The sequence below is a fragment of the Nonomuraea sp. NPDC050383 genome (assembly GCF_044459125.1).
Taxonomy (GTDB): Bacteria; Actinomycetota; Actinomycetes; order Streptosporangiales; family Streptosporangiaceae; genus Nonomuraea.
Map to the genome: position 1 here is coordinate 148,708 of NZ_JBITIP010000013.1, position 15,331 is coordinate 164,038.

At 72.6% G+C, this 15,331-nt stretch carries 14 protein-coding genes; 11 read left to right on the forward strand and 3 right to left on the reverse strand.

Annotation, left to right across the window (positions count from 1 at the left end; all coding sequences use genetic code 11):
• Window positions 1-90: 90 nt before the first annotated feature.
• Window positions 91-1,257: an ABC transporter substrate-binding protein gene (locus ACIBG4_RS29270; protein ID WP_397204553.1), complete on the reverse strand. Its 1,167-nt coding sequence runs from the start codon at window positions 1,255-1,257 to the stop codon at window positions 91-93.
• A gap of 305 nt (window positions 1,258-1,562) precedes the next feature.
• Here ACIBG4_RS29270 and ACIBG4_RS29275 point away from each other — a divergent pair, with 305 nt between their 5' ends.
• From ACIBG4_RS29275 to ACIBG4_RS29305, 7 genes are read left to right on the forward strand one after another with little or no spacing between them, the layout of a single operon-like run.
• Window positions 1,563-2,543, forward strand: a complete 981-nt coding sequence (locus ACIBG4_RS29275; protein WP_397204632.1) for an inorganic phosphate transporter — start codon at window positions 1,563-1,565, stop codon at window positions 2,541-2,543.
• On the forward strand, window positions 2,540-3,199 hold the full coding sequence (locus tag ACIBG4_RS29280) for a DUF47 domain-containing protein (protein WP_397204554.1): 660 nt from the start codon (window positions 2,540-2,542) through the stop codon (window positions 3,197-3,199). The genes ACIBG4_RS29275 and ACIBG4_RS29280 overlap by 4 nt, the downstream gene beginning before the upstream one ends.
• Window positions 3,200-3,228: 29 nt before the next feature.
• Window positions 3,229-5,052, forward strand: a complete 1,824-nt coding sequence (locus ACIBG4_RS29285; RefSeq protein WP_397204555.1) for an ABC transporter permease — start codon at window positions 3,229-3,231, stop codon at window positions 5,050-5,052.
• Window positions 5,053-6,153 (forward strand): ABC transporter ATP-binding protein, encoded by a 1,101-nt coding sequence (locus ACIBG4_RS29290; protein WP_397204556.1) that lies wholly within the window; start codon window positions 5,053-5,055, stop codon window positions 6,151-6,153.
• Window positions 6,150-6,914 (forward strand): HAD family hydrolase, encoded by a 765-nt coding sequence (locus ACIBG4_RS29295; RefSeq protein WP_397204557.1) that lies wholly within the window; start codon window positions 6,150-6,152, stop codon window positions 6,912-6,914. The genes ACIBG4_RS29290 and ACIBG4_RS29295 overlap by 4 nt, the downstream gene beginning before the upstream one ends.
• Window positions 6,905-7,708 carry an inositol monophosphatase family protein gene (locus ACIBG4_RS29300; RefSeq protein WP_397204558.1) on the forward strand — a complete coding sequence of 268 codons (804 nt, stop codon included), beginning with the start codon at window positions 6,905-6,907 and terminating at the stop codon, window positions 7,706-7,708. Before ACIBG4_RS29295 ends, ACIBG4_RS29300 begins: the two co-directional genes overlap by 10 nt.
• On the forward strand, window positions 7,705-8,481 hold the full coding sequence (locus tag ACIBG4_RS29305) for an HAD family hydrolase (RefSeq protein WP_397204559.1): 777 nt from the start codon (window positions 7,705-7,707) through the stop codon (window positions 8,479-8,481). Before ACIBG4_RS29300 ends, ACIBG4_RS29305 begins: the two co-directional genes overlap by 4 nt.
• 179 nt (window positions 8,482-8,660) lie before the next feature.
• Here ACIBG4_RS29305 and ACIBG4_RS29310 read toward each other — a convergent pair whose 3' ends face one another.
• Window positions 8,661-9,824: an NAD(P)/FAD-dependent oxidoreductase gene (locus ACIBG4_RS29310; protein ID WP_397204560.1), complete on the reverse strand. Its 1,164-nt coding sequence runs from the start codon at window positions 9,822-9,824 to the stop codon at window positions 8,661-8,663.
• A 337-nt stretch (window positions 9,825-10,161) separates the two neighbouring features.
• On the opposite strand from ACIBG4_RS29310, the gene ACIBG4_RS29315 reads away from it, so the two are divergent.
• Together ACIBG4_RS29315 and ACIBG4_RS29320 are read left to right on the forward strand one after the other, a co-directional pair.
• Complete coding sequence (locus ACIBG4_RS29315; RefSeq protein WP_397204561.1) at window positions 10,162-10,689, forward strand: RICIN domain-containing protein; 528 nt, start codon at window positions 10,162-10,164, stop codon at window positions 10,687-10,689.
• A 160-nt stretch (window positions 10,690-10,849) separates the two neighbouring features.
• Window positions 10,850-11,095 (forward strand): hypothetical protein, encoded by a 246-nt coding sequence (locus ACIBG4_RS29320; RefSeq protein WP_397204562.1) that lies wholly within the window; start codon window positions 10,850-10,852, stop codon window positions 11,093-11,095.
• Between the two features lie 221 nt (window positions 11,096-11,316).
• Here ACIBG4_RS29320 and ACIBG4_RS29325 read toward each other — a convergent pair whose 3' ends face one another.
• Entirely contained in the window at window positions 11,317-11,928 is a 612-nt protein-coding gene (locus ACIBG4_RS29325) for an RICIN domain-containing protein (protein ID WP_397204563.1), read from the reverse strand.
• A 278-nt stretch (window positions 11,929-12,206) separates the two neighbouring features.
• Here ACIBG4_RS29325 and ACIBG4_RS29330 point away from each other — a divergent pair, with 278 nt between their 5' ends.
• Window positions 12,207-13,574 (forward strand): SWIM zinc finger family protein, encoded by a 1,368-nt coding sequence (locus ACIBG4_RS29330; protein ID WP_355435552.1) that lies wholly within the window; start codon window positions 12,207-12,209, stop codon window positions 13,572-13,574.
• A 66-nt stretch (window positions 13,575-13,640) separates the two neighbouring features.
• The gene (locus ACIBG4_RS29335; protein ID WP_397204564.1) at window positions 13,641-15,329 is read left to right on the forward strand and encodes an acyltransferase; all 1,689 of its coding nucleotides are present in this window, start codon (window positions 13,641-13,643) and stop codon (window positions 15,327-15,329) included.
• Window positions 15,330-15,331 lie beyond the last annotated feature (2 nt).

The window sequence follows — 15,331 nt, forward strand, 5'->3', positions numbered from 1 at the left end:
GCCGTGGAGCTACGGGAGCCGGCACAGGGACACGGGCGAGTGTCGCCGGGCCGGGTGACGGGGCGGTGAACGCCGGGGACCCTCCACGGGTCAGCCGTGGTTGACCCGCCAGAAGTCGGAGACGGTCTGGCGGTCGCGCAGGTCCCCGAGGAGGCCCTTGGGGTCGGTGTGGAAGAGCTGGCCCTGCCAGTCCGACAGGCCGGGCGCGGTGACGAGCGGCTTGACGGTGGTGTTGCCCGACACGCCGCCCTCGCCGATCTCGTGCTTGACGCCTTCCTCGGTCATGATGAAGCGGACGTACAGCTTGGCCGCGTTGGGGTGCTTGCTCTTGGCGGCGACCGCGACGTACTTGGGGTAGCTGAAGCCGGCGAACGGCGTCATCCCCTCGCAGGTGGCCTGCTTGTACCCCTTGTCCTCGTTGTTGCGGAACTTGGAGATCGACATGAAGCCGATCTTCTTGTCGGTGGCGTTCGGCGCGCCGACCGCGGCGGAGATGTCCTCGTCGGAGCCGGTCAGCACCGGCCTGTTGCGGGATATCCGCTTGATCCACTCGTAGGCGGCGCTCTTCTCCTCGGTCTTCAGCGCCTTGCCGTACTTCGCCTGGTACGCCTGCTCCAGGGCCTGGTTGCCATGTGCGTCGAGTTGGGTGAAGAACGACAGCACGGTGGGCTTGCCGAGGGGGTCCTGCATCACCAGCTTGCCGGCCCACTCCGGCTCGGTCAGGTCCCAGACGTTCTTGACCGGGCATCCGCCGGGAGAGAGCCTGCCGTTGTAGGCGAAGACCGTGGCCTTCGACAGGGCGAGCAGGGGGTTCTGGTTCTCGGCGGGGATCTGGTCCGTCAGGTCGGAGGGGATCCACGTCCGCGCCACGCCCTGCGGCATGAGCTGGCCGACCAGCACGCCGCCGTCCTCGTACATGGCCGCGTCGATGGTGACGTTGTCCGCGGCGTGCTCCCTGATCATCTTCTCCGCGGTCTGCGGAGTGTCGGACTTCACCCCTTCCATGGCGATGCCGTACTTGGCGGTGAACGCCTTCGCCACCTCCTCGATGTCGCCGCTGGAGTCGTAGACCAGCAGGCTGCCCTCCTTCTTCGCGGCGGCGACCAGGGCGTCCAGGTCCAGGCCGGCGTCGAGGGACGGGGCGGGCAACGCCCCGGCGGTCGCCGCCGGGGATGGAGCGCCGCTGGTGGACGGCGCGCAGGCGGCCGCCGCGACCGCCAGCAGCGCCACAGAAATGATCTTCCTGGTACGCCTCATGGGTGGCGTCACTCCTTGCCTCTCGGGTCACCGGCGCCCGCAGAGCCCCGAGCCGCCGCCGGTGGGGACAACGATGAACATCAGGTGAATAATTTGTCAAGACATACTTACGTGGAAGTGAACAAGCCCTACCGGATCTGTTCACCCGGCAAGACGACAGGTAGTGAGAATGTCAAGACAAAGTATTGACTGTTCATCTCCCGTTCATCTAATACTGAAGGCCCCTGACGAGGAGCCGACATGCGTGTGAGTCCGCCGGACATCGGTCCAACAGGCGCCACCGGCGCCGCCGCCGACACCACGTGATGGGCTGGACGGCGGCGTTCGCCGTGGTCGCGGTCCTCTTCGTCCTCATCAGCGGCGCCAACGACGGAGCCACCCTGATCGGGCTGGGGCTGCGCTTCCCCCGGACACCGGGGTGGGCCGCCGCGGCACTGCTCACGGTGGTCCTGTTCGCCGGGCCGTACGTGCTGGGGCTGGCCGTCGCGCGCACGTTCACCGAGGGCCTGGCGGGGCTGGGCACCCACGGCGGCGCGGCGGTGTTCCTGGCCGGAGTGGTCACCGCGGTGGCCGTGGTCGCCGCCCTCACCGGCAAAGGGCTGCCGACCAGCCTGACGCTGGCCGTCATCGGCGGCATCGCCGGCGCCGGGCTGGGCGCCGGGCTGCCGGTGTCGTGGCACGGCGTGGCCGTCGTCCTCGGGGTCGGCGCCTGCGCACCGCTGGCCGGTCTGGTCCTGGGCTACCTGCTGGGCGCCCTCTCGCGCCGCGTGCCGTCCTACCGCCGGATGCCCCGGCTGGTGCTGGCCGCCCACCTGCTGGCCTACGCCGCCCAGTGCACGGCGTACGCGGTCAACGACGGCCAGAAGATGGTGGCGGTGGTGAGCGTCGCGGTGGACGTGGGCCGGGACGGTCTCGGCGGGGTCGGCCCCGTCGGCCTCTCCCCCGGCTGGATGGCCTGCCTGGCCCTGCTGTTCCTCGCCGGCGCCCTGGCCGGCCTGACCCGCGTGGGCGAGCGCCTCGGCCGCGGCCTGGTCATCGCCCGGCCCCTGCACGTCCTCTCGGCCGAGACGGCCGCCACCGGCGCCGTCCTCGGCAGCTCGGCCCTGGGCAGCCCGGTCAGCATGACCCAGTCCGTGCTCGCCGGCGTCGTCGGCGTGGTGGCGAGCGAGGGTTCCCGGCGGGTGCGCTGGCAGGCGGTGGCCAACGTGGGCACGGCCTGGCTGGTCACCCTGCCGTCGTCCCTGGCGCTCGGTTGCGTGGCCGGCCTCGCGCTGAGGCTGCTGTGAGCGGCGGCACCGGCCGCAGGTGGCGCTTCGGGCGGGCCTGGGACGAGCTGCGCGGCCGGTCGGGACGGCGGGTCGTCGATCTCGTCCGCGGCCAGGTCGCCGTGGCGCGGGCCGGGGCCGTCCTGGCCTGCTCGGCCGCCTCCGGCGCCATCGAGCGCCCGGCCGCGCGGACCCGGATGACCGAGATCGAGCACGAGGGCGACGAGGCGCGGGCCGAGCTCGTCCGCGCCCTGCGGCGGATCCTGGCCACCCCGCTCGACCGGGAGGACCTGTTCCGGCTCTCCCGCTCCATCGACGACGTCCTCGACCACCTGCGCGACTTCGTGCGCGAGGCGGACCTGTTCGGGCCGGCCGGCCTGGACTTCGCCGTCGAGCCGCTGCGGGCCGTGGTCGACGGCCTCGACGAGCTGGAGGAGGCCCTGCTCAAGGTCTTCGACGACCCCGGCTCGGTCACCGTGGCCGTGCTGGCCACCCGCAAGTGCTGCAGCCGGGTCCGTCAGCTCCACCAGGCACGGCTCACCGAGCTGTTCGCCGGGTCGCTGAGGATGGACACCCTGCGCGAGCGCGAGCTGCTGGGCCGCCTGGACGCGGTGGGCCGCCGGCTCGGGGAGTCCGCCGACGCGCTCGCCGACGCGATGCTCAAACGAAGCCACTGAACGTCCCTCATCCCCCCGGAGGAGAACCCATGGCCGTAACGACCAGGACGCAGCCGCCGCGCCGGCCGCCCCGGCGGCGCCGGCTGCTGTACCGGCTGCGCGTGCTGCGCCACGACCCGACGGCCCTGCTCGGCCTGGTCCTCGTCGTCCTGCTCGCCTACCTCGTCGTCGCTCCGCTGGTCGCCGTGCTGTCGGACGCCTTCCGCCTGCAGTACGGCGACGAGGTCCACGCCGGGCAGCAGCCGGGCGAATGGACCGGCTACTACCTGTGGCGGGTCTTCCGCTCGCCGATCAGCGGCCTGCTGTTCTGGGAGCCGCTGGTCAACACGATCGTGGTGGCGGTCGGCACCACGCTGTTCGCGCTGCTGCTCGGAGGCGGGACGGCCTGGCTGCTGACCCGGACCAACGTCCCGGGGCGCGGCTGGCTGGCGGGCGCGCTCGTGGTCCCGTACATGCTGCCCTCGTGGACGTTCTCGCTGGCGTGGCTCACGCTGTTCAAGAACGAGCGCTCCGGCGGGCAGCCCGGTTTCCTGCAGGCGCAGGGCGTCCGCACGCCGGACTGGCTGGCCTACGGCGCCCTGCCGATCATCGTCACGCTGGGGCTGCACTACTACCCGTTCGTCCTGCTGCTCGTCGGGAACGCGCTGCGCCGCATCGACGCCCAGCTGGAGGACTCCGCCAGGGTCCTCGGCGCCCCACGGCGGACCGTCGTGCGGCGGATCGTGGCGCCGTTGATGCTGCCGGCGCTGTCCTCGGCCGTCCTGCTCGTGGTCGGCCGGGTGCTGGGCACGTTCGGCACGCCGTACGTGCTGGGCCTGCCCGCGGACTACCGGGTGCTGTCCACCGGCCTCTTCCAGTCGATCCGCGACCGCGGCACCGGGGTGGCCTCCGTCCTCGCCACCGTCATCGTGGTCATCGGCGTGCTGATCGTCTTCACCGACATGCGGCTGGTGCGCGAGCACCGCCGGTTCGTCACCGTGGGCGGCAAGGGGGCGATGGACCGGCTGGGTGACCTGCGCCGCCGCTGGCCCGCCTTCGCGCTCGGCCTGCTGGTCTTCGCGGTGAGCGTGCTCGTCCCGGTGCTCACGCTGCTGCTGTCCACGCTCACCCGCACGCCTCTCGACCTGTCCACCCTCACCCTCGACTACTGGCTCGCCGAGCGGCTGCCCGGCGCCGTCGGGTTCCCCCACGGCGTCCTGCGCGGCCCGGAGCTGTGGGAGGCGGCGTGGAACTCGCTGCGCGTCGTCGGCGTGGCCGCGCTGATCTGCGCCGTCGTCGGCCTGCTCATCGGGTACGTCGTGGTCCGGGGGACGGCGCCGCGCATAGGCGGCTTCCTCCGGCAGGTGTCCTTCCTGCCCTACCTCGTCCCCGGCATCGCGTTCGCGGCGGCCTCACTGTCGCTGTTCGCCGTCGCCAGGGGCCCCGTCCCCGCGCTGTACGGCACCACGTTCCTGCTCATCCTCGTGATGGCCGTGACCCACCTGCCCTACAGCTCCCGCTCGGGCATCGCGGCGATGACGCAGCTCGGCCGGGAGCCGGAGGAGGCCGCGCAGATCGCCGGCGCCTCCTGGTGGCAGCGGATGCGGCGGATCGTCTTCCCCATCCAGAAGGGCGCCCTCGTCACCGGGATCACGCTGCCGTTCGTGTCCGGGCTCAAGGAGCTCAGCATCGTCATCATGCTGACCACCACCGGCACCGAGCTCCTCACGACCCTGTCCATCGGCCTCGTCGACTACGGATACACCCAGCTCGCCAACGCGGTCGTCCTCGTGATCGCCCTGCTCTCCTTCACCATGACGTCCCTGACCCAGCGCCTGACCAAGAGCGGCCTGGCGTCCGGCCTAGGAGGATAGATGCCGACCATCACCCTGAGCGGAGTCGCCAAGAGCTACGGCGGCGGCGACCGCGCGGTGAACAACCTCGACCTCGTCGTCCCCGACGGCGCGTTCATGTGCCTGCTCGGCCCCTCCGGCTGCGGCAAGACCACCACCCTGCGGATGATCGCCGGTCTCGAACAGCCGACCGCGGGCACCATCACCGTCGGCGACCGGGTCCTCGACTCCGTGGAGCAGGGCCTGTACGTGCCGCCGGAGAAGCGCGGCATGGGGCTGGTCTTCCAGAACTACGCGCTCTGGCCGCACATGTCCGTGCGCGAGAACGTCGAATTCGGCCTGCGCATGCGCAAGGTCCCCGGCCCGGAGCGGCGGGCCCGCGCCGAGACGGCGCTCAAGATGGTCCACGTCGACGCCGCCATGGACCGCTATCCGTCGCAGCTCTCCGGCGGGCAGCAGCAGCGCGTCGCCCTGGCCAGGATGCTCGCCGTCAACCCGTCCGTGCTGCTGCTGGACGAGCCGCTGTCCAACCTCGACGCCCGGCTGCGCCTGGAGATGCGCGCCGAGCTCAAGCGCATCCACGAGGAGTCGGGAGCCACGATCGTCTTCGTCACCCACGACCAGCTGGAGGCCCTGACCATGGCCACCGACATCGCGGTCATGAACGAGGGCGAGCTGCAGCAGCTCGCCGCGCCCATGGAGATGTACGCCAGGCCCGCCAACCGGTTCGTCGCCGAGTTCGTCGGCAGCCCGCCCATGGCCATCGTGGACGTCGGCCCCTCACCCGCCGGCCTGGCCGGGTCCCTGTTGCGCCACGTCGAGCAGCGCATGCCGCGCCCGGAGCCGCCCGCCGCCGTCGGCGTCCGCCCCGAGGCGCTGCGGCTGGACCCGCCGCCCGGCTCCGCCTGGCGCGAGGAGGCGGTCGTCGAGGCCGTCCTGCCGGCGGGCTCCTCCTGGACCGTACGACTGCGCGTCCTCGACGCCGAGCTGTACGCCGTGTCCTACACGCCGGTCCTGGCCGAGCCCGGCGACGTGCTGACCGTCTGGACCGAGCGGCTGCACCTGTTCGGCGCGGACGGGACCCGGATCTCCTCCTGGGACGCCGAGGGGGTGGGCGCGTGATCCGTCCCAGAGCGCTGCTGCTGGACTTCGGCGGCGTGATCGTGCAGACGGGCAAGCGCCCGTCATGGGCGGCCGAGCTGGCCGCCGAGGTGCACGGCCTGCTGGCCGGGGCCGGCTTCGACGCACTCACGGCCGAGGAGGTCGAGGGCGACATCCGGGCCGGGGCGCGGGCCGACTCGTCCTGGAAGAACGCCGCCTCGCGGCGGATCGCGCCCGAGGAGCTCACCCACCGCCGCTTCTGGGCGGAGTTCGTCGCGGCCGACTGGCCGGACCAGGCGCGAACGCTAGTGACCGTCGAGGCGACGGCCCTGTGCAAGCGCATGGGCGAGCTGCGCAGCGACCGGAAGATCCGCCCGGGGACGGAGGAACTGCTGGCCGCCTGCCGCGAGCACGCCGTCACGCCCGCGGTCGTCAGCAACGCGCTGTGCGGCGCCGTGCACCGCGACTTCCTGGCCCGCACCGGCATCGACCGCCAGGTGGCGGCGCAGGTCTACAGCGACGAGGTCGGCGTCCGCAAGCCGAACCCCGAGATGATCCTGCTCGCCTGCCGCGCCCTCGGAGTCGATCCGGCCGACGTCTGGTACGTCGGCGACACCCACGACCGGGACGTGGTGTGCGGCGCGCGAGCCGGGGTGGGGGCCACCGTCCTCATGGTCTCCCCCAGCACCGACAAGATGCCGTACCCCGTGCGGCAGAGCCCGCAGGCCACCGTCGAGGACCCGCGCGGCCTGCTGAACCTTCTGGAGGCGACATGGACGTGAACACCTCACGCGAGCTGGCGGCCATCGCGGCCGAGGCGGCGAGGGCGGTCGGCGACCGGCTCAGGAACGCCTTCCGCTCCAGGCCCGAAGTGCGCACCAAGCGCGACTTCCACGACCCGGTCACCGAGCACGACAAGGCGGCCGAGGACCACATCAGGCAGGTCCTGGCGCGGCGCTCCCCCGGCAGCGTCGTGGTGGGCGAGGAGGGCGGCACCCACGGCGAGGGCGCCGTCCACTGGTACGTCGACCCCATCGACGGCACCGCGAACTTCGCCGCCGGTCTGCCGTTCTTCTGCACCTCGATCGGGGCGGCCGTGGACGGCGAGGTGGTGGCCGGCGTGGTCTACGACCCCGTCCGCGACGACGAGTTCACCGCCTGGCTCGGCGGCGCCGCGTACAACGGGGAGCCGATCCGCAGCTCCGGCGCCCGCACGGACCGGGACGCGGTGCTGCTGTCCAGCTATCCCAGCCCCCGCGACCTGGAGGCGGAGGGCGAGGAGGCGCTGCACCGCTTCGCCCGCATGGTCAACGCCTTCGCCTCCACCCGGCGGCCGGGCAGCGCCGCGCTGAAGCTCGCGCACGTGGCCGCGGGATGGTCGGACGTCGCCTACGGCACCCACGTCAACGCCTGGGACGTGGCGGCCGGGTCGCTGCTGGTCCGGCAGGCCGGGGGCGTCTACATCCCGCTGTCCGGCGACGTCCTCGCCCCCGGCGGCTACCTCGCCTGCGTGGGCGGTTACGACCTGGCCGGCTCCGTCATGGCCGAGGTCGCCGGGCCGGGGACGACCGCGTGATCCGCTGGATCGTCACCGACCTGGACGGCACGCTCGTGGGACGCGACCTGGCCATGGTGCCCGCCAGCCGCGACGCGCTGCGCCGCTTCCGCGAGGCGGGCGGAGAGGTCGTCATCGCGACCGGGCGGATGGAGGCGTCGGCCCGCCGCTACTACGACGAGCTGGGCCTGGACGGGCCGGCGATCCTCTACAACGGCGCCCGGACCGTCAACCTGGCCACCGGAGCGGTCCTGCGCTCGCGCCACCTGCCGGCACCGGCGTGGAAGACGCTGCTCGGCGGGTTCGACGAGCTCGCCCGGCAGGGCGTCCACCCGGTCGCCTTCTGCGGTGAGGAGGCGCTGGCGGTGCACGACGTGCCCGAGCTGCGGGACTTCGCGCGGCGCGACGGGATCGAGCTGCGCGACCCGGGCGACTGGACGGCGCTGCCGCCCGGCGGCATCACCAAGTGCATGCTGATCGGCGACCGGCTGCCGCACCTGGACATCCCCGGGACGGTCACGGTCCGGTCGGAGGCGACCTACCTGGAGGTGCTGCCCGCGGGGGCGACCAAGGGCAGCGCGCTGCGCGAGCTGGCCGCGTCCCGGGGCGTGCCCCTGGAACAGGTCGCGGCCGTCGGCGACAACCCCAACGACCTCGACATGATCATGGCGGCCGGGGTGGGAGTCGCGGTCGGCGACGGCCACCCCGAGGTCCGCGCGGCCGCCGACGTCGTCGCCGGGGCCTGCGCGGACGGCGCGGTCGCCGAGGTGGTGGAGCTCGCGCTCCGGCCCTGACGGCCGCCCCGAGGTCGAGGGTGTCAGGCGGAGGCGACCCGGCTGCGCGCCGGAGCGCGGGCTCCGGCCGCATGCCGTGGACGACCACCGCTCCCCCGCCGATCAGCGTGGCGGTGACGGCGGCGACCGCGACGGGCATGGCGGCCGGCGAGGAGCAACAGCGCCGGCGCCGCGCCCCGCTAGACGATGTTCAGCTCGGGGCGCGCCCCCGCGCGGGCGAAGCGGCGGGCGTCCAGGCCGCTGACGTCCACGAACGGCTCCCGGCCCAGGTACAGGTCGCGGACCACCTCCCCGACGGCCGGGCTCATCAGGAACCCGTGGCCGGAGAAGCCGGTGGCGTAGATGAAGCGGTCCACGTCCGGGGCCACCCCGATGAGGGCGTTGTGGTCGGGCGTCACCTCGTACAGGCCGGCCCAGCCGGTGGCGATGCCGGTCTCCATGAGCGCCGGGACACGGCGGGCCATGGCCTCGCCCAGCCTCGGCAGCCACGCGTCGGACCGGTCGAGCTTGAAGCCGGGGGTCTCGTCGGGGTCGGACATGCCGAGCAGCAGGCCGGGCCCCTCCCGGTGGAAGTAGAACGTGGTGGCGAAGTCGATGGTGAACGCCGTCGGCGGCAGGTCCGGCATCGGCTCGGTGACCAGAACCTGCCTGCGCAGCGGGGTGACCGGCAGGTCGACGCCCACCCAGCCGCCGACCGGGGCCGACCAGGCGCCGGCCGCGCAGACCACGGTGTCGGTCTCGATGCGCCCGCCCTCGGTGAGGACGGCGACGATGCGGCCGTCCACGGTCTCGATGCCGGTCGCGGCGCAGTTCGGCAGCAGCCGCGCGCCGAGCCGCCGGGCCGCGCCCGCGTACCCGAGGACCACCGACTCGGGCGTGCAGTGGCCGTCGGTCGGCGAGTAGGCGGCGGCGAGCAGCCCTTCGGTGTCGATGAGCGGCGACAGCTCGGCGGCCTCGCGCAGCGAGATCATCCGGCTGGGCACGCCGAGGTCGTTCTGGACGGCGACGTTCTTCTCGAACTCGGCGACGGCCGCCGGCGAGTCCAGCAGGAACAGGTAGCCGGGCTTGTGCAGGTCGATCTCCTGCCCGAAGCGCTCGGCGAAGGCGTCGAACGTCTCCAGGCTGCGGACGGCGAGCTCGATGTTGACCCGGTCGGAGAACTGCGCGCGCACTCCCCCGGCGGCCTTCGAGGTCGAGCCGGAGCCCAGCGGCCCCTTGTCGAGCAGGACCACGTCGGGGACCCCGGCCGCGGCCAGCGCGTGGGCCGAGCTGACGCCCATGGCGCCACCCCCGATGATTACGGCCGAGGCCCGCGCGGGCAGCTCGCGCCCGGACTCCTGCATCAGACGACTCCTTTCGGCGACGGTAGGTCCAGCATCGCGGACCGGGTGACGCGGGAGGAAGCGGGCGAGCCCGGCCATCTGCGGGCGTGGCGGAAGAACTTCTTGTGCTGCGTCGCCGCCGGCCCCGTACGAGAGGCCGGGATGGCCGCTCTCGCCCAGCCGGGCCGCGGCCTGGCGCAGGGCACCCCCTGTTGCCTGGTAAGGGTGCGGCCGGAGTGCGTCGGAAGGGGACACGCCCCTTCGCAGGGAACGGCCGACACGTACGAACAGTTATTGATCAACTACTGTCGGTTACGACAGGATGTTCGGGTCTAAGTGATCTCTTCCAGGAGGCCCCATGCTGCTCACCCGCCGTCTGCTGGCCGGCACCGCCGCCATCACCGCCGCGAGCGCGCTCACCGCCCTGCCCGCCGCGGCCTCCACCCCGCACCACGCCGATCCTTCCCCCCAGGCCGCGTCCCCGGTGTGCGTCGACGCCACGAACAACCGCGCCGACGGCACCGAGATCCAGCTGTGGCGCTGCATGAACCACACCAACCTGCGCTTCGTCCTCCACAACGACGCCATCAAGGTCGAGGACACCGTCGGCACCGCCCGGGAGGTATGCCTGGACGCCGGCAACACCCGCGCCAACAACGCCCACATCCGCCTGTGGCAGTGCATGGGCCACGCCAACCAGAAGTGGGTCGTCAAGCGAGGACAGATCATCCTCGCCGACACCTTCGCCGCCGGCGCCCCCGTGTGCCTGGACGCCGGCAACACCCGCAACAACGGTGACAAGGTCCGCCTGTGGAACTGCATGGACCACACCAACCAGCGCTTCGTCCTCGACAACGGCCAGATCCAGGTCAAGGACACCCTGTAAGCACCCGGAGCCGCCATCCTTCGGCCGCCGGACGCGTCGGCAGGAACCCATCGAGGCCCCGCGCACTCCACCAGCATCGCCACCCGGCGCAAAGACGCCTGGCAACCAGTCAGCACCGGGCGGGATGTCTCCCGCTCAAGCACCAGAAAGGAATACCGGCATGAAAGCCATCAAGAAAGCCCTCATCGCAGGTCTAGGCGCCGCCGCCATCAGCGGCGCGCTCCTGGCCGGCGCCCTTCCGGCTCAGGCCGAATCGTGGCACCGCGTCGACACCGCCAACTCGATCGTGACCTGCAACGCCTTCCTCCTCCTCAACTATCCCGCCTGGCATCCCAGCCGGGTGAAGTGCGAGCTCGACGGCACCTGGCACCCGTTCCAGACCTACGGCGCCTACATCTGGTACTGAGCCACCTCGCCCATCCAGGCTCCCAGTTTCCGGGCGGTGCGTGACCCGAAGCTGACCGCTCCGGTTCCGCGCGAAGGCGCCCTTCCCGCGGAACCGGGTCTGTCACGTGGCGATACGCCGCTCGCTGCGGGCAACTTCCTGCTCGACGAGGACACCCCCGTAGGTAAGCGGCGGGGGCGGGCCCCGCAACCACGCATCGGAGGTCAGGATTTGTCAGCCGCTTAGAGGACGTTCCTCCACTTGGACAAATCCGTGCCCGGCGGGCTCATTTCGTAGATGCCCTTTCTGCGGGTGGGCACGGCTTCGCCGGACAGTTCGACCTGGTCGAAGCGCCACTGCTGGTTGTCGCCACCCTGGGCCGCCAGCACGGCCCGGTGGTTGCCGTGGCCGTCGGACAGGACGGTGGCGACCTTGTCCTCATGCGGGCGCGGCCAGATCATCCCCCCGCCGGAGTTCCACTGGGTCTGGCCCTGCACACCCCAGCCGATCAGGCCCAGCCCGACCGGCTGGGAGAAGCCGTCCAGGGGGCCGACGTGGAGGGTGAAGGTGCTGCGGATGTCCTTGTTGACGTTGACCAGGTGCCAGTCCTCGTCGCCGTAGGTGTTCTTGATCTCGCTGAAGAACCACACCTCGCCCCGGTGGCCCGTAGGCGTGCGGAGGGTGAGGACCTGGTCGTTGGTGTGGGAGTAGGGGATGTAGCCCTCCTCGCCGGTCCAGCGGTCCTGTGCCTTCTGGGCGCCGTGGGTGGTGCCCCCGTGTGCGGCGGCCAGGCACAGCCCGGTGCCCTCGTTGACGATGCGGAAGAACTTGCCGGATGGGAACGCGTCGCTCACTTCACTCCTTGAAAATGATCCATAACTCATAGTGACGAATCGGGGGCGGCTGACCCACTCGCCAATGTTACCTAGAGTGACATCTTATCTACATACAGTTCATGTTGTGAGGGAGGAGCATGCGAGTTCCGATTCGCGAGGGGGCCCGCCCCACACCGGGGCGGGCGGGCAGGTCAGATGTGGGTGGGGGCGAGCAGCGCGAGGAACAGCCGCCACCCACATGCCGGACAGGCCGCGCCCGCGCTCTTTTGTCAGTGATGATCTCTACTGTCCCGCCCATGACCCAAGCGACGCAGACCTACAGCTACGCCGCGCCCTCCGCGATGGTGGACGGGCGTCTGGGACTGTCCACCTCCGGTGGCCGGGCCCTCAGCGGCCCCTCCCTGGCGCCCCGGTTCTTCAGCGGCGTGGTGACCCAGGCCGCGCCCGCAGCCGCGGCGCTGCTGGGCGTGGCCGACGTGGCCCTCACCCGCTACCACCAGCCGCGTCCCGGCTGGACCCGCGACCCGGTCGTCACCTGCGGCGGCGACCGGCTGCGCTTCGAGTCGTTCTCCGCCTGCGGCGGCGTCTACTCCCGGCTCGACCTGCTCGGCGGCGCCCTGGACGGCGAGGTGTTCGACCGGGGCACCACCAACGTCGACGTCAACGGCCCCCTGCGCGAGGCGCTGGCCAGGGTGGGCGGACGCGACCCGCTCCACCTGGGCGTCGGCGCCGACGAGCTGACCGTGACGACACTCGACGGCGCGGTCGTGGAGAAGAAGGTGCCCCTGCCGGAGCGGTGGCTGCGGGGCTTCGCCGAGGTCCAGGTCATCGCGGCGGGCATGGACCTGCGGGCCGAGCTGCCCGGCATGAGCGCCGTGCGCTTCCTGCGGTCCCTGCCCAAGCGGGCGACGGCCGACCTCTGGGTCGCCCCCGCGGGCCGCGACCTGCGCGTCACCGACCGGCCCGCCGCGGGCGCGGTGTGCCTGTCCGGCGTGGGCCGCCTGGCCACGCTGCTCCCCCTGCTCCGCTTCGCCAAGAGTCTCAAGGTGTACGGCCCGGCCGGGACCGGCGGCCCGGCATCCAGCGCCTGGGAGCTGGAGCTGCCCGGCATGCGGTACACGCTGGTCCTGTCGCCGGAGCGCTGGCGCGGCTTCTCCGGTGAGGGCGCGGTGCTGGCCGACCTCGCCACCGACGAGGCCGAGGCCGACGCCGACGTGGTGGGCATGCTGCTCAACTTCGAGCCGGAGGTGGAGATCGGCCTGCTCGCCGACCGTGCGGGCCTGCCCACCGACCGGGTCCGGGCCGCCCTGACCCAGCTCGGCACGGCCGGCCGCGTCGGCTACGACCTGTCCGAGGCCGCGCACTTCCACCGCGAGCTGCCGTACGACCGCGAGCACGTCCAGCACCTCAACCCGCGCCTGGCCTCGGCGAAGGCGCTGGTCGAGGCCGGGGCCGTGCGGCTCGACGGCGACACGGCGCGGGTGCGCACCGATGGCGGCGTGCGCGAGGTCGGGCTGGCCGACGGCTCCTGCACGTGCCCGTGGTGGTGGGACCACCGTGGGTCGCGCGGCCCGTGCAAGCACGTGCTGGCCGCCCGCATCGCCGCCCGCGCCACCGCGGACGAGCTCGCGGACGCGTCACCTCTTCCCGGCGGTCCGGCGTAGACGTCGTACACTCTTGGACGCTCATGTCCGATCTGCCCGATCCTGGCAGCGACCGCGAGGAGCCGCATGGAGCACGACGCCAAACTGCTGGACTACAACGCCTGGCTGTTCTGGCAGGAGGCGGACGAGGAGCAGCGGAAGGCGCAGCTCGAACGGCAGCGCGGGCTCGTCGAGCTGACCGGCGGCTCCATCGGGGAGCGGACGTTCGTCTCCGAGCTGGCCATGGTGCACCCGGCCGACCTGCGCATGGGCGACGACTGCTACATCGCCGCCCACGCCTACGTCACCGGCAGCCTGCGCACCGGTGACGACTGCACCGTCAACCCGTTCACCGTCGTACGCGGCAAGGTCACCCTCGGCGACGGCGTCCGGATCGGCGCGCACACGTCCATCCTGGGCTTCAACCACTCCATGGAGCCCGACCGCCCCGTCCACCGGCAGCCGCACAGCGAGCGCGGCATCACCGTCGGCGACGACGTGTGGATCGGCTCGAACGCGGTGATCGTGGACGGGGTGACCATCGGCTCCCACGCCGTCGTCGGCGCCGGCTCGGTCGTCACCAAGGACGTGCCCGAGTGGGCCGTCGTGGCGGGCAACCCGGCCCGGTTCATCCGGGACCGGCGCCACCGCAAGGCGTCCCGCCACGCCGACGCCGCGCACGCCCTGGCCGAGCTGGCGGACCGCGCGCGGGAGCAGTGCGCGCGGATCGTCGAACGGAGCTGGGAGGACAGCGCCGACGCGCCCGACGGCACCCCGTCCGGCCGCTACGTCAACGCCCCCGGCGACGCCCCGACCCTGCGCGCGCACGCCGACGCCGTCGAGCTGTCCTTCCTGCTGACCGGCGAGCCACCGCGCCGGCTTCCGCGCGAGGAGCACATCCGCAGGCTGCGGCAGAACCAGGACCCCGTCTCGGGCCTGACCCCGCTGCTCGGCCCCGACGGCCGGCACGCCCCGCCGCCCGCCGGCTACGAGGACGGCACCGCGCACTACCACGTCCTCAGCCTCGGCTACGCCCTGGACCTGCTCGGATCCCGGTTCGAGCACCCGATCCGCGCGGTGGAGCGCATGACCCCGGCGGACATCTCGGCCGTGCTCGACGGGCAGCCGTGGCGCGATGCCGGCTGGCAGGCCGGGGCGGGCGTCGACACGCTGGGCACGGCCCTGATGTGGAACCTCCGCCACGGCGAGGTCTCCCCCGCCCAGCTCGACGCCTTCTTCGGCGGCCTGCTCACCCGCTGCCGCCCCGACAACGGCATGTGGAGCCGCGAACGCCCCAGCGACGGGCTGCTCCAGCCGGTCAACGGCTTCTACCGGGCGACGCGGGGATCGTTCGCCCAGTTCGGGCTGCCGCTGCCGTACCCGGAGCGCGCCGTCGACACCGTGCTCACGCACGCCGCCGACAGCAGGCACTTCGGCCCGGGACGCACCACCGCCTGCAACGGGCTCGACGTGGCGCACCCCCTCTGGCTGGCCCGGCGGCAGAGCGCGCACCGCGCCGACGAGATCACCGCGTGGGCGTCCGCCCAGGTCGCGCTCATCGCCGCGCAGTGGGTGGACGGCGAGGGCTTCCCCTTCGCGCACCCGCCGCTGAGCGGCCCGAACCACCGCGACCACCGCCCGGGACTCCAGGGCACGGAGATGTGGCTGGCCACGCTCTGGTACGTCGCCGACCTGCTCGGCCTGGCCGAGTCCCTCGGCTACCGCCCCCGGGGCGTCCACCGCCCGGAACCGGCCGTCGACCTCCCCGCCCGGTAGGG